We start from the raw sequence: 22,378 nt of genomic DNA, 5'->3' as shown, positions 1-22,378 counted from the left end.
GGGGGGCGCCTCCGAGCTTTGGTGAAAATACAAACTAGAAATTCGAGTTAGTTACGTCGTCGGCGCATCATCAAGCCGATACCAATGATAGAGGGTAAGATAAAGGTGGAGGGCTCTGGGACGACGACGGTGAAGTTGTCGATGCGGAAGTGGTCCCCGTTATTGCCATTTTCTGCGTATACACCAAAGGCAGTTACATCGCCGGAAAGTGTGCCGCCGGCGGTGCTGGCTGCAATTGATATTTCGCCACCTGCACCAGTGATTACGGTCAGTTCGTGCCAATTGTTGCCGTCGGTAAAGTCGAAGAGGTTTGGTGTTTCGAAGGTCGGGAAATCAGTAGCAGGGTTTGTGCTGCTGGGGGGGCCGAAGTGTGTTGTCTGGGATATCGAGAGCGAGGAAACATACCACTGGGATCCGATTTGGATTGCAAAGCGACCTGTCGCTGGGGCCCCATCTGTGCTGTCAGCTCTGACTCCGACTGATAGTTTACTGATGCTTGAAAGGCTTGTCGTTACGAGTTCTGTTGTGGGTTCCGTAGTGAACATGAGCCCCGGACCATCCTGTGTGCTATAGCCCGTAATTGCTGTTCTAATATAGGCATAATCGGTTAGGAAGATTTCTGCAGGCTCGCCAGAAGACGTGGATAGATCATTTACGTCGCCGTTGTCGGCCAGAAGATAAACATTCCATCCGACCGCAGAAAAAGAGGATGATGCGGCTACGGTAAACGTTTCAGTATACTCTTCAGCTGCTGTCATGGTAGAAGACGCTACGCTTAGAAGGCCGGTGATTTGTAGTGCGCGGAGGGCTGTTGTATTCATCTAGGTAGGTTCCTTTATTGCTTCGTCAGGTGTTGAAGCTCCATAAAAATGTAAAAATATGTGACTTTACTCACCCGCATCGTCAAGTATATTGCTATTTTAACAAATTTGGGTGCTCACCGATTGAGCGCTTGGATCTTGCCTTAGCATCCACTGTTACTAACCATGCGGCTAATGAATGAGTTTCAAGCTCTTTTTCTGCGGTCTATCGACGAAGATCTACATGGCTTGCGACGGCTTGGGATACCCTCTGGGCTTCATACTCACAGGGGCGAAGCGGCACGACTGCACCCAAGCTAGGGCTCTGATCAAAAAATTTGTCCAAGCCGAGCAGAAGTGCCTAATGGATGCAGGCTACGACAGCGACGACATCCGCAGTTGTGTCATGCAACAAGGTGCCACTGCCGTCATAGCCTATAGAAAAAACCGTGTTAAAGTCCCTGAGTTCGACAAGGATATTTACAAGGAACGACACAAAGTGGAGAACCTCTTCCAGAAAATTAAACGCTATCGGCGCGTCGCCATACGATTCGAAAAGTTGCAGACGACCTTTGCCGCGATGGTCGCCATCGCGGCAATCCTCGTATGGATCAAATTTTAATTTAAAACACTACCTAGTTCTACATTGTTAAACTTTACGCTTGTACTTTCGCGATAGTCTCTCATGTTCCTGCAGATAAGCGCACGTTTAAAACGAAACCGGAACTAGCTTGGGAGATTATCGAGAATGCGATCAATCAAGGACTTGAGTTCAACTGGGTCGGCATGGACAGTCTCTATGGCAGCAACAGCAAATTGCTAGCAAAGCTTGAAGAGCAAGGGCTACGTTACGTTGCCGACGTTCGCAGCAACCAGAAGTTCTATGTTCGCGATGTCAGTGGAGCGCTGGTGTATCAACGCGTGGATCGGCTTTGGGTCGAGCGAGGTGGCGAGCAAGCCGAACATGTTCACTTCCGCAATGCAACCAAAGGCCCCTTCACGCACAGGTGCTGCGCATAGCGCTTTACGATCATGACGGATGCCAGAATCAGCGCTGTTTGATTAGGGTAAAGGCCGCGCTGCAGGGCGCGGCCTTTTTTCATCTCACAGATTCTAGTATTAACGGGCGGTCTGTTTTGGAATGTGAGAGCTGCATCGCATGATGGTGCCGTGGTATTGCGGATGTAAGCGAGAGGGCGAGATGACGCTCGCCAGAGCCTTGCAGCACAACGGCACTGGGCACTGGGCATTGCGGCTAGTGGCACATAGCCATCAACCGTAGCTCATATCCCCAGCCTGAAAATCAGGGCTTCTTCTGGTTAGATCATTACGGATAACTATCCGCTCGATCGCGGCAAGATTTCCGCCATGGAAGGGGGCACACCTGTGTCGAGGCGATGTCCGAAAAGGCAAAGGAGATGTATTAACGATTGACGTTGATGCTCGAAGGGATGAAGGCGAGCTATCCGTATTACAATCCGGATGTTAAATACCAACTGCCGAAGAAAGAGGCGGTTTACACTGTGTTAACTACGGCGCAGCAGGGCAATTCCGTGGAGCTCACTTATCAGGGGAATGGGGCTAAAGTCGTGCGTGCAAATTTATTCTCTACTCTGAACGGTGGAGCGCCTGATCAGGAATGGTTTCCGCAGTAGCGGTGTGTCTTACAGCAACGATTGATGCTGCAAAAGGTGAAAAACCCGTCCGACATGCTCCTGCCTGCGTCAAGGCTGCGGCGGACAAGCAGGCCTGCCAATCAAGTAAATACGTGATTACGCTGCACCATTCATGAAGTATAATTAATCAAGAATTGAGAACGACTGCTTTCTCACCTCGATTCATCCCCAACAAATAGAACCATTATGACTAGACGTAACTCGATTCCCCGACGTTCATTCCTCAAGCAATCCGCAACCGCTGCGGGCGCACTCTTCGGTGCTCCTCTGCTGCTCAAAGCTCAGACGCTCGGCAACGCGCAGAAAGCGGCCGCTAACTCCCGTATGGGCATCGGATTCATCGGGACAGGCCTGATCGCCAAAGGGCACCTTAAAAGTTTTGCGGGTATGCGCGATCTGCAAGCGGTTGCCGTCTGTGACGTCAGGGATTGGAAGATGCAGGAGGCCCAAGACATCTTGGCTGCAAAAGGTGCCACTTCCGTGACCAGGACACCTGCCTACGAAGAGGTCCTGCAAAATCCCGATGTCGATCTCGTCTGTATTGCTACTCCCGACCACTGGCATGCGGCAATCGCCATCGCAGCGATGAAAGCGGGCAAGGATGTCTATGTGGAGAAGCCAATGACGCTGACGATTGAAGAAGGCAAAGCCGTGGTGGCTGCGGAGCAGAAATATGGTCGTATCCTTCAGGTCGGCTCACAACAACGCTCCTCTGCGCATTTCCGTATTGCTGCGAATTTGGTGCGCAATGGATTCATCGGCGAGGTCAAAGAGGTCTATTGCAAAATAGGCAATTTCCCTCCAGCACTTGAAAACGAGCCTGTGATACCTGTGCCGGAAGGCTTTGATTATGATCGTTGGTTGGGCCCGACTCCATTCTACGACTACACAGAACACCGTGCAAAAGGGCAATACAGCGGCGGTTGGCGCTGCTATTGGGACTACGGCAACCGTAAGTTCGGTGACTGGGGCGCACACCACTTCGACATCGTGCAATGGGCACTCGGTCGTGACGATACCGGGCCCGTTGAGTTCATTCCGAAAGGTTATGAAGGAACGGAGTCTCACCACTACCGCTATGCGGACGGCATCACCGTATGGCGCGACAAAGAAGCGGGCCAAGAGCACATGATTCGCTTCATCGGCACCGAAGGCGAAGTGCATGTTAGCCGCGGTAAACTCGATACGATCCCAGTCGACCTAAAGCGTCACCGCTTCACCGGCGATGAGATCCAAGTCTACGAGTCGAAGAACCACCGCCAGAACTTTATTGACTCCATCAAGTCGCGCGAGCCGACGATCTGCCCAGCATCCGTGGGCCATCGCACCGGCACGATTTGCCAACTTGGTGGCATCGCAGAGCGCCTCGTGCGTCCCCTGAAATGGGATCCCGCAGCGCAACAAATCATCGGCGATGCCGAAGCCGCCTCGATGCAAGATCGTCCACGCCGCGCTGGCTACGAACTGCCGACAGTGTAAGTTTCAAGTCCCAGAAAAGGCTGTAACAAGGCCGAATCTACCACTCCCAGAATAATGGAGAATGTCCGCTGTTATCTTTCTTTCTTGGGCCTATGCCTTGCTTTATTGGCAAGGCTGAGTGCTGCTGATTCCACACCGACCAATGTCATCTTAATCTATACCGATGATTTGGGCTACGGTGATCTCGCTTGCTATGGCGCGCAGGGCTACGAGACCCCGCACCTTGACCGCATGGCGGAGGAAGGGATGCGCTTTACGGATTTCTCCTCCTCCAGCTCGATTTGCACCCCCTCCCGAGCAGGGCTCTTGACGGGGCGCTACGCCAAGCGTTGGGGGCATGACGGCAAGGTTTATTTTCCCTATAGTAAAGATGGGATGCCACCCTCGGAGATCACCATTGCCGAGCTACTCAAAGAGGTTGGCTATCAGACCGCGCTCATCGGTAAGTGGCACCTGGGGCACCGTCCGCAGTATTTGCCGACCGCGCAGGGCTTTGATCTGTATTATGGAATTCCCTACAGCAATGACATGTGGCAAGCGCCCGAGATTCCGCTCGCCGAAAATGTCGTCTTCAATGAAGGGCTTGGGCGCGCTGAATATCTCGATGGAAAGAACGGCAGAAAGTTGTATCGGGATAAAGTACCTTTGATGCTTGGCAATGAAGTGATTGAGTGGCCGGTCGACCAAGGGCAGATCACCCGGATGTATACCGAGCGAGCGCAGGCGTTTATACGGGAGAATCAAGAAGCACCGTTTTTCCTCTATTTGGCGCATGCCATGCCCCACGTGCCTTTGTTCGCATCGGAGTCGTTTGCAGAGAAAAGTGAACGCGGTTTGTTTGGCGATGTGATCGAAGAGTTGGACTGGTCGGTCGGTGAGCTGCTGAAGACCTTGCGGGAAGAGGGGATTGCCGAAAACACGCTGGTGATCTTTACCTCGGATAATGGTCCATGGTTGTCGAAAAAAGAAGCCGCTGGCACCGCCGCGCCATTTCGCGACGGCAAGTTTACCGATTACGAAGGTGGTTGCCGCGTGCCCTGCATCGCATGGCAGCCGGGGACGGTGCCCGCAGGTGTTGAATGTGAGGTGCAGACATCCACCTTGGACATGTTGCCGACGATCGCGGCACTGGCCGGAGCCCCCGTGCCGCAGGATCGGGTGATCGATGGACGGGATATTCGTTCTGTGTTGACCGGAACTATCGATGAACTCCCAGCGCCGGAATTCTTCCTCTATCGCAGTAATAACTCGATTCGTGTGGGAGATTGGAAGTTGGTTCAGTTCAAGAAGAAGACCGAGCTTTTCAATCTATCTGAGGATATCGGTGAAACGAAAAACTTGATTCAGACCTATCCGGAAAAAGCGAATGAACTCTTACGACGACTGGCAGCAGTGAATGCTCAGTTGAAACCATAACACTTACGGGGATGAGTATGCGTAGAGAACATTTCATAATATTGCTGGGACTGTGGTTTAGTTTGTGTGCGCAGGCGAAGCAGCCGAATTTCCTGATTCTGCTGGCGGATGATATCAGTGCCACCAGCCTGGGTTGTTACGGCGGGGAGAATCCCGGCACATCCCCGAACATCGATAAGCTGGCGGAAGAGGGGCTGCGTTTTACCAACATGTTTGTCTCGCAGGCGGTCTGTGGGCCTGCGCGTGCGGAGCTTTACACCGGCTTGCAACCACATCGCAACGGCAGCATGGAAAACCACAAGGCGACCAAGCTGGGGACTTTAAGTGTCGTGCAGTATTTGGAGCGGCTTGGCTACCGCGTCGGTTTGACGGGTAAAACGCATTTTAATCCGAAGTCGGTCTATCCCTTTGAGAAGGTGAAGGGCTTTCCGGCGAACTGTAATGCGAGAGGGGTCTCGACTGAAGATTGGAGCGGTGTGGAGTCCTTTATGACCCGCGATGCGGAACAACCGTTTTGTCTCTTTATCTGCTCCATCCACGCGCATGCGCCCTGGGATGCGGGCGACACGTCTCGCTGGGAACTGGATGACTTGAAGCTGCCACCGCATATGGTGGACACCGAGAAAACCCGGCATTTCTTTCGGGAGTATTTGGCGGAAGTTCGGCTTTTCGACGATCAAGTCGGCAAGGCGCAGGTGCTTCTCGAAAAACTCGGTTTGGACGACAATACCGTCCTGATCGTGATGGACGAAAATGGTGCCGGTATGCCGGGGGGCAAGTGGACCAATTACGATTGGGGCGTCCGCTCGGCTTGTCTCATCAAGTGGCCGGGCGTCGAGTCCGGTGCCTTGGTGACGGATGCGCTGGCCCAGTATTGCGATATTGTGCCCACGCTCATTGATGCTGCCGGCGGAGAGGTGCCGTCCGACTTGGATGGTCGGAGCTTGCTTCCGCTGATCTTGGGGCAGACTCAGGAGCATCGCGAACAGGCATTCTTTACTTATAACAGCGGTCGAGAGGGGCCGCCCTTTGTCTCGCGTGCGGTGACCGATGGGCGCTTCAAGCTAATGTGGAATTTTACACCGGATAAGCTCTTTGCGGTGCGCGTTATAAATGGTTTCGACTTCGGTTATGAGGACACTAAGATGCCGGATCGTCACGTGCGGCAACTCTATCAATCCTGGCTGGAGGCGGCGCAAACAGACGCTGCCGCAGAGGCTGCGGTTCAGCGTTTTCGCAAGCATCCGGAGTTTCAGTTGTATGATCTATCCAAGGATCCATGGGAGCTGGAGAATTTGGCGGAGAATCCCGAGTATGCCGCCACGCTGCATCAGTTGAAGGACTCGATTGCAGCTTGGATGAAGCAGCAGGGTGATGATGGTCTGCCTGCTCCTGCCCGTATGCAAAAGAAGAACTAAGATTCCAGCATGAAGTATATAATTCAAACTTGTGCAGCGACCTTGGTCGCATTGCTCTCATTTGTCACAGTCAATGCCTCGGCTGATACACGCCCGAACATCGTGTTCATTCTGGTGGATGATATGGGTTGGTCGGATATCGGCTGCTACGGCAGTGAGATTCAGACGCCCAACCTCGACCGCTTGGCCGCTCAGGGGATTCGCTTCACCCAGATGCACAACACTGCAAAATGCTTTCCTTCACGAGCCTGCTTGCTGACGGGAGTTTACGCGCAACAATCCGGCACGAGTCAAAAGCCCGGTAACTATACGAACTCGGTCACCTTGGGGGAGGTCTTGCGTGAAGCGGGTTACCGGACTTACGCCTCGGGCAAGCACCATTCCAATGAGTCCCTCTATGATCGCGGGTTCGACCGCTATTACGGTCTTTTGGATGGCGCGAATAATCAGTTCAACCCTGGCTTGAAAAGACCCGGAGAATCCGCCCCCGCGCAAAAGAAACCAGGGGCCCGTGTTTACAATTTCGATGAGCGCCAGATTAGGCCCTATACGCCTGAGGAGGCGGATTTTTACACGACCGATTACTACACCAAGTGGGCCATGGAATTCCTCGAAGAGGATAAGGAGAGTGAAAAGCCGTTTTTCCTCTATCTTTCCTACACCGCCCCGCACGATAACTTGCAGGCTTGGCCGGAGGACATCGCCAAATACGAAGCGGTTTATAAGGACGGTTATGCGCCGATTCGTGCCGCACGGGGGCAGAAGATGAAAGCGCTCGGTTTGATCCCCGAGGATACCAAAATCTCCGAGCCCACGTATCGGGACTGGGATAGTCTCTCGGATGAGGAGCAGGCAAAGGAAGCCAAGCGGATGGCGATCTATGCGGCCATGATTGATCGCGTGGATCAGAATATTGGTCAGTTATTGGCCCAACTCGAAGCGCTCGGTGAACTTGAGAATACGCTGATCCTGTTTGCCTCGGACAATGGTGCCTCTGCCGAAAGTCCTGAAGCGGGGCTGAGTAAAAAGTTTAAAGGGGAAATGGGCAGCGTCGGCTACTGGGCCAGTCAGGGGAGCGACTGGGCCAATGTCTCGAACACTCCTTTCAGGAAAGCGAAAAGCGACAGCTACCAAGGGGGCATTTGCACATCGTTTATCGTGAACTGGCCGCTCGGGATCACATCTGCCGGAAGCATCACAGCGTATCCGAGTCACTTCATCGACATTATGGCAACACTCGTCGATCTGACCGGCGCCGACTATCCCACGGAGTATCGTGGGGAAGCCGTGACTCCCATGCAGGGCCTGAGCCTCCTGCCAGTATTTGAGAGTCCTGAAACGTCGGTGGCACGTGATCAAGCGCTCTACTGGCAATGGGCCAAGGGCAAAGCCGTTCGCCTCGGCGACTGGAAACTTGTCGCTTCGGGGAACAATTGGGAGCTCTTCAATCTTGCGGACGACATTACCGAAACCACGGATTTGACCCGGGCTTATCCCGAAAAAGCCCAGGCCATGAAGGCAATGTTTTCGGCTTGGTATGCATCCACCCCGGCCGGAGCGGGTCCTAAGTAAATAGTCTTGAGGTTTATTAGCCTTAAAACGAGTTCGATAGTCTTTTCGCAGCTTCTTCCGCGAACAAATATTATCGATAGATACCCTTGCAGGGCACCCTTTCAATTAGACCTTACGCACCGTTCTTTAGAGCAATCCTCAGAAATTTGCTGAGATAATAACGCATGATTTTTCGTTTAAATGTAGCGGACTCGCGAAGCGATTTCGAGTTGCGGCAACGCTACAACCGTCGGTCGAAACGGCTTCGCCGATCCGCTACACCAGCAGAGTTTTTATCAGTTTTTTTCTGAATATGGCTCTAGATAAATTGGATTTGTGTGAAGCCGGAACCAGTAGCAGTGCGCTTTAGTCTGCGCCATTCGCGTATGATCCCGATTCGGCTACCGTTGAAACGCCTCTTCCTGCTCAGCCGGAGCCTTGGTAACGCGGGCGATGATAGTCAATCACAACAACAGTGCCAGACTCGATCGCCACTGTTGTGATTGAGCATGTTAGAGGCGAGTGCTTCACCGCTGCTAGGCCTCTCGTCTAAAACAGACGCGACTCGCGTCGCATCGCTACAGTTTGGTTGTAGATCAGAAGAATCGTAGCGAGGTCGACCGCTCTCCGAGCGTGCATTTCTCAATGGCTTTCACTCCAAATGACGATGAACCATTTATAAGGACATGTTGCCAATATATCCCGTATTATCGGGATATCAATGTAGCCGTATTTCGCTATAATTGTGAAACCATGAAGAAATCATTCTTGCCCTTGCTTGCCCTCATTCTCGGTTTATTTACGCTCTCTCTTCGCGCGGCTCCGGAGGCGGGTTCGCTGGCGGAATTTGACCGAAAGGCGGACTGGAGTTTTACCCCCGATCCGGAGCTTCCCAATGTGCTGATTCTGGGGGATTCGATTTCAATCGGATACAATTTACAGCTGCGGCATCTCCTGAAGAGGAAGGCCAATGTCTATCGGCCCATGTCTGCGAATGGAAATATACAACTATGAAAATGAAACCCCTCTACTTAGGACTGATCCTTACCTCATTATTCTCGGTATCTGCTCATGCAGAGAAGCCGAATATCCTCTTTATCTTCTCCGACGACCAAGTCTATGAGTCGATTGGGGCGCATGGTCTGACGGATATCGATACGCCCAATTTGGATCGTCTTGTGAATCAAGGCACGAGCTTTAGCAAAGCCTATAATATGGGAGCGTGGGGCGGAGCGGTATGTGTGGCGAGTCGCTCTTGTTTAAATACCGGCGTCTTCCTGTGGCGCGCGCAAGCTGCGGTCAAGCAGGTTGGGGCAGGTGAGCGCAAGAGTTGGTCGCAGCTTATGGCAGATCAAGGCTATGAGACTTACATGACGGGGAAGTGGCATGTCGGCGGAATCAGTGTGCCCAAAGTGTTCGACCATGCTGGCACTGTTCGTGCCGGTATGCCCAAGCAAAAGCCTGCTGGCTACAATCGTCCCAAAGATGAAGCCGACTACGAAAGCGGCTGGAAACCATGGGATCCGGCGCAAGGCGGATTCTGGGAAGGCGGCACGCACTGGAGTGAGGTGCTTGCAGATGAGAGCATCGGCTTCATTGAAACTGCGGCCGATAAAGAGACACCATTTTTCATGTATCTGGCATTCAATGCACCGCATGACCCGCGGCAGGCTCCCAAAGAATATGTGGACCGCTACCCACTTGAGCGGATACAGGTTCCGAAGAATTTTGTGCCTCAGTATGAAGATCAGGGGGCAAAGGGCGTGCCTATTATTCGCGACGAAAAGTTGATGCCTTTTCCCCGCACTGAATTCGCGGTCAAGGTGAACCGCCAGGAATACTACGCCAGTATTACTCACATGGATGCACAGATCGGCCGCATCCTCGATGCCTTGGAAGCCTCAGGTAAAGCGGATAATACCTGGATCATCTTCTCCTCGGACCATGGTTTGTCGGTCGGGCATCACGGCTTGGTCGGTAAGCAGAATATGTATGAAGATGGGATGTGTGCGCCCTTTATTGTGTGCGGTCCTGGTGTGCCCTCTGGTAAGAAGCTAGATACCCCGATTTACATTCAGGATGCCATGGCAACCGCCCTGGATATTGCCGGGGAGGTGCCGGAAGGCATCGACTACAAGAGTGTCTTGCCTCTGTTGGATGGTTCTGCGAGTCAAAGCTATGACGCCATGTATGGTGCTTACATGGGCACGCAGCGGATGATTATGAAGGATGGTTGGAAGATCATCGCTTATCCGCAGCTGAAGAAAATAAAGCTCTTCAATATCGATAAGGATCCGCTGGAGATGAATGATCTGTCTGGAAATCCGGAGTATGCCGCCAAACTCTCTGAGATGACTCGTCTGCTGGAAGCACAAATGGACGCACTGGGGGATCCGATGACATCACTCGCAGCTGCAGATTACCCGGAAGTGAAAATACAGAAGGGTGGGCATTAAGTCGAATTCAAGCCTACAGAAATAGAGAAACCTAGTAATTCGAATATGAAATATACCTCCCTGATTAAATCGACTTTGCTCGGTGCATGCATGGCACTCACAAGTCAGGCCGTCGCAGGTCCGATCAACCCAAACTGGGAATCACTCGCCGAGAACTATACTGTCCCTGAATGGTTTGTGGATGGTAAGCTGGGTGTTTGGTTCCACTGGGGCATCCCGTCTTCGGTGGACGACGGTCGTCCGCATGATGGTTCGCACTATGGTGCCTGGATGTATGGTTCAGAGGGCCAACTGACTGTGAAGTCTCAGGTAGTGGCAGATGCAATTGACCGTCTCACCGCATGGCATGATCAGCACTATGGACATCATTCCGAATTCGGTTACGAGGATTTAATTCCGAACTTTAAAGCAGAAAAATGGGATCCCGATGCACTGGTGAAAACAGTCAAGGAAGTTGGTGCACACTTCATCATGCCGGTGGCGACTCACCATGATAACTTCGACATGTATGATTCCTTCCACCCATGGAACTCAGTCGATATGGGGCCGAAGCGTGACACGCTGAAGGAGTGGAAAACGGCTGCACGAAAGCACGGGTTGAAATTCGGCGTATCGACTCACCTCTATTGGTCACCACGTTTCTTCAATACTGCCCGCCCGTTCCAGAAAGAGGGCACACTGGAGTGGAAGCTATTCAATATGGACTATTCGCCTACGGGGTATAGCAGCGATCCGGCCTGGAACGAACATTGGTATCAGCGCTGTTGGGAGGTCATCGAAAAGTATGATCCCGATATGTTTAACAACGACTCGCCGTATCCGACCATTCAGACGGGCAATAGCCTCGGTATCAAGCTGTTCACCGATTATGTAAACAAGGACCTGAGGGAAAACAAGGGCAAGCAGGATGTCGTGCTCTCCTTTAAGAATCCGAGCCAGAATAAGAAGGCATTTACCTACAATATGGAGCGCGGCAGTGCTGCGAAGATTGAGCCTGAGCCATGGATGTGGGCCACTGACCTCTCGGGGACATGGTTCTATCGCGACGGTGCGACCAACAGGATGAGCATCCCGGTTATGATCGGTAATGCGATCGATTCTGTGAGTAAGAACGGAGTGATCATGCTCAACATTGCCCTGACAGGGGAGGGGCTTATCCCTGACAATCAAATGGAGTATCTGAATGCCTTTAAGGACCTGTTCGATGTGAATGGCGAGGGCATCTACGGAACGCGTCCATGGAAGATCTTTGGTGAAGGGCCGCTTAAAATTAAGGACGGGCGTGGGAGTGAAAATCACAAGGCATGGTGCCAGCAGGATATTCGCTTTACTACCAAGGATGGCGACCTGTATGCCTTAGTGCTCGTTCCGCCTACGGAGGATATTTTGATTAAGACACTCGCTGAAGGAGGATTACTGGAGAAATCCATTCGCACTATTTCGTTATTGGGTAGTGATGAATTGATCACTTGGGAGCGCAGTGCGGATGGTTTGAAAATCACGCTTCCTAAGCGCTTACCAGAAGCGTTGGCGATTGGGTTTAAGCTAGAATTGGAATAAACGTATATCTTGTCTTCAATGCATGGCTAATGCAAGCTTACCCCTTGAATTGGTTATGTCCGGGAATAATTAAGCGGTCGAAATCAGCTTCAGCTTAGTGGTGCGATGGTCTTCAGCGCACTCATGGCGGATTTAGGTGTATGCGTAATAGCCACGACTAATTCTTAATGCTATACTAATCCTTACTAAAGTCATGGTAATTTGCCCCCGCGATTGCGAAAAATAGAGCAATCGCAGGGGGCATTATATGGCTTAAATTTTAAAAGGATTAGAAGTTGAATTGCCCCCGATATCAGAAAAAATGTCAGTCTACGAAATCCCCCGTGCGATCTGGGTGCCCGTATCGTGGCAGCTCCAGAGGCTTTGCATTGGTGATTGCTTTAGGCCTGATGGCTTTCGTGCTGTTGTTACTCTTGTCGATCACCTCGTTGATTCAGGTTGAAGTCGCCAACACAGATCATGCAGTGGCGAAATTAGAGGCTGAGCAGGCTGCCTTGCTTTCCTTGAATCTGGCGATTGGTAAGCTGCAGGAGACGGCAGGACTGGATCAACGTGTGACGGCTCCGGCTGAGGCGCTAGCCACAGTCAATGGAGTGCAGTCGGTCACTGGTGTCTGGCGCTCGTGGGAGGGGAGTGATCATGAGAGTAATGGGCTTCCGATTGCTCCTAATTACGACTCGAAGCTGGACCTAGGAAATTTCGATATCGAGGCCGCGCCTTATGGAGCGGGACGTTTCTTGGGCTGGTTGGTGTCTTCTGCCTTCGATCCCAGCATTACCACGTCGCTGGATGCAACTAGTCCACCGACTCTTACCGAGCTTGTTGGAATCACCGCACCACTTGTTGGCCAGGGGAGTGTGGGTGTTGGGACAAATGCGGCTTATGCGCTAGAAAATGAAGTCCATGTGCAACCGACTCTGATTGATGATGGCGAGTTTGAGATTGCTTGGTGGATTTCCGGGGAAAACACAAAGGCATTACTTAAAGAGAAAAAGGCAGCTGTAACGGCGCAGGATTGGAGCGAGCGCTTGTCGAGCTATGCAGGGCCTGATGAGGCGAGCTTTGACATAACGGATACTGCTGGTTTGAGCCACGTTTCGAGTCGCGGGAGTCTCAACTTACTGCCGAACACCTTGGCAGCTGGTCGCTCGGTTTCGCAGACTTATTTCCACGATTTGACTACGTATGCACGTGGTCTGCTGACCAATACCGCGAATGGCGGGTGGCGACGCGATCTTTCCCTGATGAGCGAACAGTGGGCCACTCTGGAGAGTCCCCATTCGAGGACTGCTGGATTTCCATTCTACACCTTGAGTCCCGGGGTGGAAACGCAAGCTCTGAAAAATTCAGGAGAGGTCGGGGGCTTGATTTATCCATGGGCTGAAGAGTCTGTCTTCTCGAGAGAGGGAGGGGCGTCTGTGGGTTGGGGAGCCTTAGTTGACTTTGCAACACAGTATGAGGAGATTATTTCCGGGGATTCGTCGGGCAATATTACATTTGACCAATCACTGCTCGAGAATGCCCGCGATGGATTGAACCGACTTCCGGTCCTTGCGAGAATTCATTGGGTGTTATCCTTTAGTTCGATTCAAAATGCTGGGGTCTATGACGCCTACTTGAATATCGATCCAGTGGTCACCTATTGGAACCCTTATAATGTTTCAATCTCGGGCGCGTCGGATTTTTGGTTACAAGTTGAAACTACGCTGCCCTATAAGCTGCAATTTTTCGTAGGTGATGAGCAAACTGCCAGTGCGGAACTTTCAGATTTTACTGGTAGTAAGAACTTTACACTTGCGATTCCAAATGACACGGAGGTTTGGCAGCCTGGTGAAGCTAGAGTTTACAGCGTTGCGAATAAAGAGGGTGCGAATCGGTATCTAATGAAAAGAGGGTATGAAGGCTCAAATGGATTCAATCGAAAACTTGGAATTAGCGGAGATGCTGATGAATCGTTTACGGTGACGCTTTCTGCTATTGATGTAACTTCGCTTGTATTTGATGCGTATGAATGGAGGGGAAGCCGAGGGACGGAGCAAGCATTGAAGATTAAGTATGAATTAGAGTACGCAGACGCGGAACTTTATTGGGGAACTCCTGAAGTTAAGAATACAAGCCAAACGATGGAGACCTTATCCGAAGGAGATCCTTCGCCATTCATGATCGAATTATTTCAATTGCAGAATATTGCTGAGTCTTCCGTTCAATCGAGAGGTTATTCTCATCGGAAGCCTATTCTGAATCTTATTAGTAACATCAGTTCTGGGGCGAATTTGAGCAAGAGTTTGGATGCTTTTCCATTTGATGTCACCTTGTTCTATCCGAACGGCAATTCTGGGGTTTCAGATGGCCTTCCTGTTAGCGGTGCGACTGATAGCGATCCTTACAGTTTTATTGGGACCAGTTTTAGAATCGATGATGGTTTAAAGAGCTTGATAGTCGCTGAAATACCAACGAGACCGTTGAGATCTCTGGGGGAGCTTCAGCATTTCGATTTGAACGCGAATAATCCCGTCGCACCTTTTATCGCCAATCCTATTGGTAATAGTAATGCGAGCCATATGATCGAGCCAGGAGCAGTTTTTATCACTGGTGATGGTATGAGTGAATCCAAACGTGTTTCTTATGACCATAGTTATGTCGGGAACCACTTGTTTTTTGATGATTGGTTTGTTTCATCCATTGCGCCTGAGACCAGCGGTTATTCGAGCAGTGAGATTCGCAGTACCCAAGAAGTATACCGAGATTTTCTTTCTACGGCGGAGTCGTTGCCGAATGCTGCCTATTTGCCAGCGGATAGTTTGGATCTCAGTGCAGCCGCTGCTGCTGCGAATTCATTAATTGCTGATGACACAGCGTGGTATGATGTGGCTTCGAAAATTGAGGTGGAAGGAATGTTTAATGTAAATTCCACTTCAGTGGAGGCCTGGACTGCGCAACTCAAGCACCTTAAAGATGGCGGCGCGCCCTATGTCTCTAATGATCCAGGCTCAACTGGATGGAGCCTTCTATCGACTCCTGATTCTGGGCACCCTGTGAGCCGGACAACAGTCTCGGGGGATCCTGATGCAGGTCCAACTGAGTATAGTAGTGCGATTGGTGAACATGCGCGACTGACGGACTCGCAAATCGAAGCGCTTGCCGTAGAAATTGTGAATCAGGTAAAGGCTCGTGGGCCCTTTCTGTCTCTTTCAGAGTTTATGAATCGAATGTTGACGGCTGCCAGTTCAAAAGAAGACCTCGCATTGGCAGGTGCGGTGGAGGCTGCTTTAATTGAGTTGTCGACTCGAAGCGCATCGGAAAATCCTTTCTCGGACATACAGGCTACTTTCAGAAATGATAATGGTGGGCCAGGCCTTGTGTCCATTCCATCTGGAGTGTCGAATGCGTTTCCTGCCGCCGCGGAAGGTCATCGAGCCTATGGCTTTCCTGGTTGGGTGCGACAAGCGGATATCTTGAGGCCACTGGCCCCAGTGCTATCGGTTCGTGACGATACCTTCCTGATTCGCGCCTATGGAGGGAGCAAAGATCCTGTGACAGGTGAAAATCGATCTGAAGCATGGTGTGAGGCGGTCGTGCAGCGCCGTGCAGATTATGTGGATTCTGTCGCAGACAGTTCAGAAATTCTGCCCAGCGACTCTACACTAAGTTCCAAAATTAATAAGCGCTTTGGGCGTCGTTATATGATCGTATCCTTCCGTTGGTTATCTCCCGATGAAGTTTAATCTTTTGCTGTATACTGATTTATGAAGAAGTCTATTCTCTCAATACTGATTACCTGTTTTGCTGTCGCTGCATACGGGGATCGGGTTGCGCGCGTATTGTATTACGGGGCCCCTGCTGGGGGGCCAGAATACGCATTCGTCAATCAAGTCAATCAAGAGCCTCAGAAGGTAAGCCTGGATCGGCACAATTTTTCTGAATCATTTGATTTGACTGAAGGATCTATCCGTTTGTATTTTTTACCTAGTTTATTAGCTGAGGATGCCCCTGTGCCTGAGTCGGCTCCTTCGGTGTATGTGCCTGAGGATTGGAGCAAAGTTTTGATACTTGCCTTTCAAGATAAAAATAATCCGACGATGCCCATTCGTCTTAAAGCAATTAATGCGAATGATGATGTTTTCGCTCCCGGAGGAGTCTACTTCGTGAATTTTTCTGAAATGACAGTTTTTTTGATGGTTGGGGATAAGGAACTGATTAGTCAGCCGCATTCGTTGGAGATGGTTACAAAGCCGATCAAAGAAAGGGGGTCTTATCTGCTTAAGCTCGCTACTTTTAAAGACAACCCTAACAAATACCGTCCTCTTGTTCAGCAGAAATGTCAGTATCACCCTGATGTAAGAGTGCTCACTTTCGTATCGCCGATGCCGCCACCTCGAATGGTGAAATTGTATTCGGTGCCGATTCCAAATTTCTAAAATTCTGTAAGTGTCAATGTATTCATTGCTTACAAATTCGAGTAGCCAATAATGAAAATCATCACAAAAATCAGCTGTTTATTGAGCGTATTGTTCGCGCTTTCGACTGCTGCGCCTGCGGTACCAGACTCTATTCGCATTGAGTCATTGCTACAGGAAATGGTGGATCGTGATAGGCTAGCGCGTTTTCCTAGCCGGGATTTTCGCCTCAAGCAACAGAGCAGCTACAATCGAGCATCTAAGACGCCCGAGGAACCTGAAGGATGGTTTACCAATCAAGACTTCAATCCTCCGCGTGCGAATACACATAACTTCATTCGTATCGAAGAGAACCATGGTCGCAAAGAGTGGGTGTTAATGGATCATCAGGCGCCTGGCGCGATCGTCCGGACTTGGATGCCTTGGCTCAATCAGAAGAAGCCCGGCGCAAATATAACCATGCGCATCTATCTCGACGGCGCTGAGGAGCCCACGTTTGAGGGGAATATGCTGGGTATGTTCGACGGCACTGGCGTGATCCCTTATCCTTTTGCGCATGCTTCGCTTCGCTCGGCGGTGAGTTTCTTCCCGATCCCTTACGCAAAGAGCTGTAAGGTGACTACCGATAAGAAGCCGTTTTTCTTTCAGTTTACCTTTCGTGAATATGCCGAAGGCACTCCGATTGAAACCTTTACTATGGCCGATTTCGATGCGGCCAAAGAACTGGCTGTGGCAACTGGTCAGCAGCTACTACATCCCATTGCCGCTGCTGCGGGCAATCCCCAACACTTTAGTTGCACATTGGACGATCAAGCAGAGCACTCGCTGCAACTGCCAACAGGCGTGGGTGCCGTGCGTGAGCTCTCGGTTAAGCTGGGGGATTATTCCGATCCGAACATCACACGTATGGTCGTGCTGAAGATGGAATTTGATGGCAAGCCGACCGTTTGGTGCCCCATCGGTGATTTCTTTGGCTCAGGCCTTGGTTTGAACCCTTTCGAGGGGTGGTATCGCACGGTGTCTGAGGACGGAAGCATGCGCTGCCGCTGGGTCATGCCTTATCAAAAGGACGCTCAAGTGTCGCTGCTCAATCTTAGTGGTGCTCCTGTCGATGTGGTGCTGGAAGTGAAAACAGGTGACTGGGAATGGGATGCGGCATCCATGTATTTTCATGCGAATTGGCGCGGGCAGTATCCGGTAGCCACACGCCCTTTCTCGGACTGGAATTACGTTAGCCTCAAAGGGCAGGGCGTCTATGTTGGCGACACATTGACCGTCATGAATCCGGTCGAACAATGGTGGGGTGAGGGAGATGAGAAGATCTGGGTCGATGGCGAGGACTTTCCCTCCATCTTCGGCACAGGAACTGAAGACTACTATGGGTATTCTTGGGGAGGTCGTAGCACGGACTTTTATCAACACCCCTTCCACGCTCAGCCATTTGCCCATCAATACAATAAGCTAAACCGTAAACCTGAATCCGATGAGTCCCGCAATACGCAAGGTTTTAGCGTCGAAACACGTAGCCGTGCCTTGGATACGATGCCTTTTGGCAGTTCACTTCAATTGGATATGGAAGTATGGTCGGGAACGGATTGCGACATGGGCTACCAAGTGGGTGTTTATTGGTATGGCTTTGCGACTACGACTTCCAACCGCAAACCAGAACCTATGGAGGTGCATAATGTGCCGCCGTTGCCAGCAGACTTTACCGCCGCGTCGTTCAAACGAAATTAATATTTATAGCCCCATTACAACCATGAAGAAATATAGCTCAAAAATCTATTACCTTTTATTCAGCGTGATACTCACCTCCGCACATGCGGTGGATCTTTACGTGAGTCCACAGGGATCGGATATGAATAGTGGCCTGCCTGGGGAGCCAGTGGCGACATTTGCCTCAGCCCAGAAGAAGGCGCGCGCCTATGCCGCGAGTGAAGCCGTCACAGTTCATTTCGCAGATGGTACCTACTATCTTCCAGAGACCGTGGTCTTTACACCGGAGGACTCTGGATCTGAGAAATATCCTGTGGTATATCGCTCCACTAACGAGGGTGGTGCCGTGCTCAGTGGTGGTGCCGAACTGGCCTTAGAATGGGCGCCGTATCGTGATGGTATTTACAAAGCACAAACTCCGAATGGTTTAATGATCGATCAGGTCTTTATCGATGGACGCAATCAGCGCATGGCACGTTACCCCAACTATGATCCCGCAAAGAAAGCGGAACCGTATCAGGGCTATGCCGCCGATGCCTTCTCGAAGGAGCGGGCCGCAGGTTGGTCCGATCCTACGGGTGCTTACATCCATGCGATGCATAGCAAGCGATGGGGCGGTTATCATTACCTGATCACTGGTAAAGATGCCGAGGGCGAGGTGACCTATGAAGGTGGTTGGCAGAATAATCGCCAATTGGGCATGCATAAAGACTATCGCATGGTTGAGAACATTTTCGAAGAGCTCGATGACGAGGGAGAGTGGTATCACAATGCTAAGACCAACACGCTCTACTATAAGCCTGTTGCTGGAATGGACATCCATTCCGCCAAGGTCGAAGTGGTGCGCTTGCGCCATCTGGTTGAGTTTGACGGCAGCGAAGCCGCGCCGGTGAAATACATTACTTTACAAGGTTTCGTCGTGCGTCATGCAGCTCGCACTTTTATGGACTGCAAGGAGCCATTGCTGCGCTCAGATTGGGCGATCTATCGTGGCGGTGCATATTTTCTAACCGGCACTGAACATATCCAAATTCTGGATACTGAGTTTGATCAGGTCGGCGGTAATGCGGTCTTTGTCAATAACTACAATCGTCATGTCCTTGTTAAAGGCTGCCACATCCATGATTCCGGTGCGAGTGGTGTGTGCTTCGTCGGTGATCCGAATGCCGTGCGCGATCCTTTGTTTGAATATCAGGAGACGAATGACTTGTCAAAAATCGACCGCACGCCAGGGCCTAAGACCAATAATTATCCTGCAGACTCGACTGTCGAAGACTGCTTGATTCACGGCATCGGTCGCGTCGAGCGTCAGCCCGCCGGGGTGCAAATTTCGATGGCCATGGGCATTACCGCGCGCGATCTCTCGATCTACGATTGCGCTCGTGCGGGCATCAATATCAGCGAAGGCACTTGGGGCGGTCACTTGATCGAGCGCTGTGATGTGTTCGATACGGTTCTGGAAACGCACGACCACGGTTCCTTCAATTCTTGGGGACGCGATCGCTTCTGGCACAGTAACCGTAAGGAATCGCAAGGGGAGATCGATAAAGACCCGAAGCTCCCATTCTTAGATGCGATGAAGACGACCACCATTCGCGACAGCCGCTGGCGCTGCGATCATGGTTGGGACATTGATCTCGATGACGGTTCAACCAACTACGACATCTATAATAACTTGATGCTGAACAATGGCTTGAAACTGCGCGAAGGTTTCCGTCGCCATGTATGGAATAACATTACTGTGAACAATGGACTGCATCCCCACGTGTGGTATAAGGGCAGTCAAGATCAGGTTTATTCGAATATCTTCATGGCACCTCACAAGCCAGCGGGTGCGATTGTGACCGGTGACGATGTGCGTGTAGATGGTAATTTCTATGCCGTCGGTGAAGCGACCGTCATGAAGGTCTCGCACAAACTCGGTTGGGATCAGAACTCCGTGTATGGGGAACCGATGTTCATGGATCCAGCTAAGGGAGACTTTCGGGTGAAACCAGGCTCAGCTGCATTAAAGGCCGGTTTTAAGAACTTTCCAATGGATCAGTTCGGTGTGAAGAAGCCTTCGCTCAAAGCGATTGCCCGCACGCCAGAAATGCCTGAGTTGAAGGTGTATCAAGAGTCAGGCAAAAAGTCCGCAGCTCGTAGTCGGGAATGGTTAGGTGCAAGCTTGACGGAGCTTTCTGGTGTGGAATTCTCCGCCTATGGCGTCAGTCAAGACGATGGAGGTCTTGCGCTTTCAAAAGTGGGTCAGCGGACGCAAGCCGCGAAAGTCGGTTTGCAAGACGGTGACCTAATCCAAGCAGTGAATGGTCGTAAGACCGCGAATATGCGACAATTCAATCGTGCGACTGCTAAGGCCGAAGGCACGATTCAACTTACAGTGATTCGTGATCAGCAAGCCATGGAACTCGAACTCAGTTTGTAGTCTGTTTGGAAATACGATGAAGCAAGCACTTCTAGCCATATTGTCGGCTCTCGGCCTCTTTTAATGTTATTATAGCTTGCTATGACATTTCTGAACTCACCCAAATCTGCATTGGCCCTGGTGGCTTGCTTCCTCTTAGGCATTCAATGCCAAACTGAAGCAATTGAGAGTCGTCGTCCCAACATCATTTTCATCTTTGCCGATGATTGGGGCTATGGCGATGTGGGTATTCACGGCAGCAGCTTTTGTGAAACGCCGAATCTGGATCGTATGGCAAAGGAGGGAATGGATTTTGCCAATTTTACCGTGAACAGCCCCGTGTGCTCCCCGAGTCGGGTCGCTGTGATGACGGGGCAGTTTCCCGCTCGGCATAGCATTCATCAGCATTTCCAGGGAGTTAAAGCGCATATTAAACGAGGTATGCCGGATTGGCTGGATGTCGAGGCGCCCAGCTTGCCGCGTATGTTGCAAAAGGCAGGCTACGTCACCGGGCACTTCGGCAAATGGCACCTCGGTAGCTCGGGCGACTCTCCGACGGAAGACCTGTATGGCTATGATTGTTTTGCAACTTTCAATGGTTCGAAGGTGAATGAGATTAAGAAAGGGGGCCTCGCGTCTGTGGATCACGCGGAAAGCTTTATTCGTGAGTTTCATCCGCAGCCGTTTTTTGTGAATTTATGGCTGCATGAAGTGCATACGGCGCATTACCCGCAGCCGCATTACTTAGAGAAATTCAATGCCTTAAACGAACGCCAGCAGGTTTACGCGTCGGTGATTGCTGAAGGGGATGAAGCGGTTGGCCGGATTATGAAACTGCTTCGAGAATTGGATATCGATGACAACACACTGCTAGTTTTTTCGACCGATAATGGCCCAGAAATTACAACCGATGATAAAAATCATAAAGAATCAGATGGTTTCGGGAAATACTATTCAGTCGGTGAAACGGGTGGTTTAAAAGGTCGGAAACGTTCGTTGTTTTCCGGTGGTATTCGTGTGCCTTTTATCGTGCGCTGGCCTAATGTGACTCCCGCAGGAGTCGTCGACGAGACTTCGGTGCTCACAGCGGTGGATCTGCTCCCGACTTTCTTGGCTGCCGCAGGTGTGCCGCTGCCGGAAGACTATCAGCCTGACGGGGAGAATGTGCTGTCTGCATTTAAGGGCGAAGGCTTTAGCAGAACGAAACCAATTTTCTGGGAATGGAGAGGCGGAGATAATCAGGCTTATACATGGCCGTCGCTAGCGGTTCGTGACGGGAAATGGAAGCTGCTCGTCAATAAGGAGCAGGGGAAGCTGGAGCTCTACAATTTAGAAGCAGACTGGGCAGAGACGCAGGACGTGTCGGCTAGGTTTCCAGAGGTCGTCCAAGCTTTGAGCGATAAACTTGATCATTGGAAGGCTAGCTTGCCGACTGAACCGTCCAGCAAGGCTTTATCCAGCGCGAGGGCCAAAGCCAAAGCGAAGCTTTGAAGAAATAAGGATTG

At 51.2% G+C, this 22,378-nt stretch carries 16 protein-coding genes; 15 read left to right on the top strand and 1 reads right to left on the bottom strand.

Going from position 1 to position 22,378, the window contains the following annotated elements:
• Nucleotides 1-47: 47 nt before the first annotated feature.
• On the bottom strand, nucleotides 48-821 hold the full coding sequence (locus SH580_RS01775; protein WP_319833288.1) for a PEP-CTERM sorting domain-containing protein: 774 nt from the start codon (nucleotides 819-821) through the stop codon (nucleotides 48-50).
• Between the two features lie 178 nt (nucleotides 822-999).
• Between SH580_RS01775 and SH580_RS01770 the strand changes: the two genes are divergently transcribed.
• From SH580_RS01770 to SH580_RS01700, 15 genes are all read left to right on the top strand, one after another.
• A complete protein-coding gene (locus tag SH580_RS01770) occupies nucleotides 1,000-1,422 on the top strand; it encodes an IS5 family transposase (protein WP_319833287.1) in 423 nt (140 codons plus the stop codon).
• Between the two features lie 23 nt (nucleotides 1,423-1,445).
• On the top strand, nucleotides 1,446-1,820 hold the full coding sequence (locus tag SH580_RS01765; RefSeq protein WP_319835034.1) for a transposase: 375 nt from the start codon (nucleotides 1,446-1,448) through the stop codon (nucleotides 1,818-1,820).
• Nucleotides 1,821-2,239: 419 nt separating this feature from the next.
• Entirely contained in the window at nucleotides 2,240-2,455 is a 216-nt protein-coding gene (locus SH580_RS01760; RefSeq protein ID WP_319833286.1) for a hypothetical protein, read from the top strand.
• A 207-nt stretch (nucleotides 2,456-2,662) separates the two neighbouring features.
• Complete coding sequence (locus SH580_RS01755) at nucleotides 2,663-3,955, top strand: Gfo/Idh/MocA family protein (protein ID WP_319833285.1); 1,293 nt, start codon at nucleotides 2,663-2,665, stop codon at nucleotides 3,953-3,955.
• A 54-nt stretch (nucleotides 3,956-4,009) separates the two neighbouring features.
• Nucleotides 4,010-5,371, top strand: coding sequence for a sulfatase family protein (locus SH580_RS01750; protein WP_319833284.1), 1,362 nt, complete (start codon nucleotides 4,010-4,012; stop codon nucleotides 5,369-5,371).
• Nucleotides 5,372-5,388: 17 nt separating this feature from the next.
• Complete coding sequence (locus SH580_RS01745; RefSeq protein ID WP_319833283.1) at nucleotides 5,389-6,789, top strand: sulfatase family protein; 1,401 nt, start codon at nucleotides 5,389-5,391, stop codon at nucleotides 6,787-6,789.
• 9 nt (nucleotides 6,790-6,798) lie between these two features.
• On the top strand, nucleotides 6,799-8,361 hold the full coding sequence (locus SH580_RS01740) for an arylsulfatase (RefSeq protein ID WP_319833282.1): 1,563 nt from the start codon (nucleotides 6,799-6,801) through the stop codon (nucleotides 8,359-8,361).
• A 732-nt stretch (nucleotides 8,362-9,093) separates the two neighbouring features.
• On the top strand, nucleotides 9,094-9,354 hold the full coding sequence (locus SH580_RS01735) for a hypothetical protein (protein WP_319833281.1): 261 nt from the start codon (nucleotides 9,094-9,096) through the stop codon (nucleotides 9,352-9,354).
• Nucleotides 9,351-10,796 carry a sulfatase family protein gene (locus SH580_RS01730; protein WP_319833280.1) on the top strand — a complete coding sequence of 482 codons (1,446 nt, stop codon included), beginning with the start codon at nucleotides 9,351-9,353 and terminating at the stop codon, nucleotides 10,794-10,796. The genes SH580_RS01735 and SH580_RS01730 overlap by 4 nt, the downstream gene beginning before the upstream one ends.
• 45 nt (nucleotides 10,797-10,841) lie before the next feature.
• The gene (locus SH580_RS01725) at nucleotides 10,842-12,356 is read left to right on the top strand and encodes an alpha-L-fucosidase (RefSeq protein WP_319833279.1); all 1,515 of its coding nucleotides are present in this window, start codon (nucleotides 10,842-10,844) and stop codon (nucleotides 12,354-12,356) included.
• A 323-nt stretch (nucleotides 12,357-12,679) separates the two neighbouring features.
• Complete coding sequence (locus tag SH580_RS01720) at nucleotides 12,680-16,081, top strand: hypothetical protein (protein WP_319833278.1); 3,402 nt, start codon at nucleotides 12,680-12,682, stop codon at nucleotides 16,079-16,081.
• Nucleotides 16,082-16,102: 21 nt separating this feature from the next.
• The gene (locus SH580_RS01715; RefSeq protein WP_319833277.1) at nucleotides 16,103-16,774 is read left to right on the top strand and encodes a hypothetical protein; all 672 of its coding nucleotides are present in this window, start codon (nucleotides 16,103-16,105) and stop codon (nucleotides 16,772-16,774) included.
• Between the two features lie 159 nt (nucleotides 16,775-16,933).
• Nucleotides 16,934-18,490 carry a glycoside hydrolase family 172 protein gene (locus SH580_RS01710; RefSeq protein ID WP_345786242.1) on the top strand — a complete coding sequence of 519 codons (1,557 nt, stop codon included), beginning with the start codon at nucleotides 16,934-16,936 and terminating at the stop codon, nucleotides 18,488-18,490.
• A 22-nt stretch (nucleotides 18,491-18,512) separates the two neighbouring features.
• Nucleotides 18,513-20,894, top strand: a complete 2,382-nt coding sequence (locus SH580_RS01705; protein WP_319833275.1) for a right-handed parallel beta-helix repeat-containing protein — start codon at nucleotides 18,513-18,515, stop codon at nucleotides 20,892-20,894.
• A gap of 81 nt (nucleotides 20,895-20,975) precedes the next feature.
• Nucleotides 20,976-22,364 carry a sulfatase-like hydrolase/transferase gene (locus SH580_RS01700; RefSeq protein ID WP_319833274.1) on the top strand — a complete coding sequence of 463 codons (1,389 nt, stop codon included), beginning with the start codon at nucleotides 20,976-20,978 and terminating at the stop codon, nucleotides 22,362-22,364.
• Nucleotides 22,365-22,378 lie beyond the last annotated feature (14 nt).

The organism is Coraliomargarita algicola, from assembly GCF_033878955.1.
Taxonomy (GTDB): domain Bacteria; phylum Verrucomicrobiota; class Verrucomicrobiia; order Opitutales; family Coraliomargaritaceae; genus Thalassobacterium; species Thalassobacterium algicola.
Note: the sequence above shows the minus strand (reverse complement) of the source record. Positions and strands in the feature narration are given on the sequence as shown.

Bases quoted from the DNA above. Each gene is read 5' to 3' on its own strand.
- SH580_RS01775 (WP_319833288.1), bottom strand. From the start codon at position 821: ATGAATACAACAGCCCTCCGCGCACTACAAATCACCGGCCTTCTAAGC.
- SH580_RS01770 (WP_319833287.1), top strand. From the start codon at position 1,000: ATGAGTTTCAAGCTCTTTTTCTGCGGTCTATCGACGAAGATCTACATG.
- SH580_RS01760 (WP_319833286.1), top strand. From the start codon at position 2,240: ATGCTCGAAGGGATGAAGGCGAGCTATCCGTATTACAATCCGGATGTT.
- SH580_RS01755 (WP_319833285.1), top strand. From the start codon at position 2,663: ATGACTAGACGTAACTCGATTCCCCGACGTTCATTCCTCAAGCAATCC.
- SH580_RS01750 (WP_319833284.1), top strand. From the start codon at position 4,010: ATGGAGAATGTCCGCTGTTATCTTTCTTTCTTGGGCCTATGCCTTGCT.
- SH580_RS01745 (WP_319833283.1), top strand. From the start codon at position 5,389: ATGCGTAGAGAACATTTCATAATATTGCTGGGACTGTGGTTTAGTTTG.
- SH580_RS01740 (WP_319833282.1), top strand. From the start codon at position 6,799: ATGAAGTATATAATTCAAACTTGTGCAGCGACCTTGGTCGCATTGCTC.
- SH580_RS01735 (WP_319833281.1), top strand. From the start codon at position 9,094: ATGAAGAAATCATTCTTGCCCTTGCTTGCCCTCATTCTCGGTTTATTT.
- SH580_RS01730 (WP_319833280.1), top strand. From the start codon at position 9,351: ATGAAAATGAAACCCCTCTACTTAGGACTGATCCTTACCTCATTATTC.
- SH580_RS01725 (WP_319833279.1), top strand. From the start codon at position 10,842: ATGAAATATACCTCCCTGATTAAATCGACTTTGCTCGGTGCATGCATG.
- SH580_RS01715 (WP_319833277.1), top strand. From the start codon at position 16,103: ATGAAGAAGTCTATTCTCTCAATACTGATTACCTGTTTTGCTGTCGCT.
- SH580_RS01710 (WP_345786242.1), top strand. From the start codon at position 16,934: ATGGTGGATCGTGATAGGCTAGCGCGTTTTCCTAGCCGGGATTTTCGC.
- SH580_RS01705 (WP_319833275.1), top strand. From the start codon at position 18,513: ATGAAGAAATATAGCTCAAAAATCTATTACCTTTTATTCAGCGTGATA.
- SH580_RS01700 (WP_319833274.1), top strand. From the start codon at position 20,976: ATGACATTTCTGAACTCACCCAAATCTGCATTGGCCCTGGTGGCTTGC.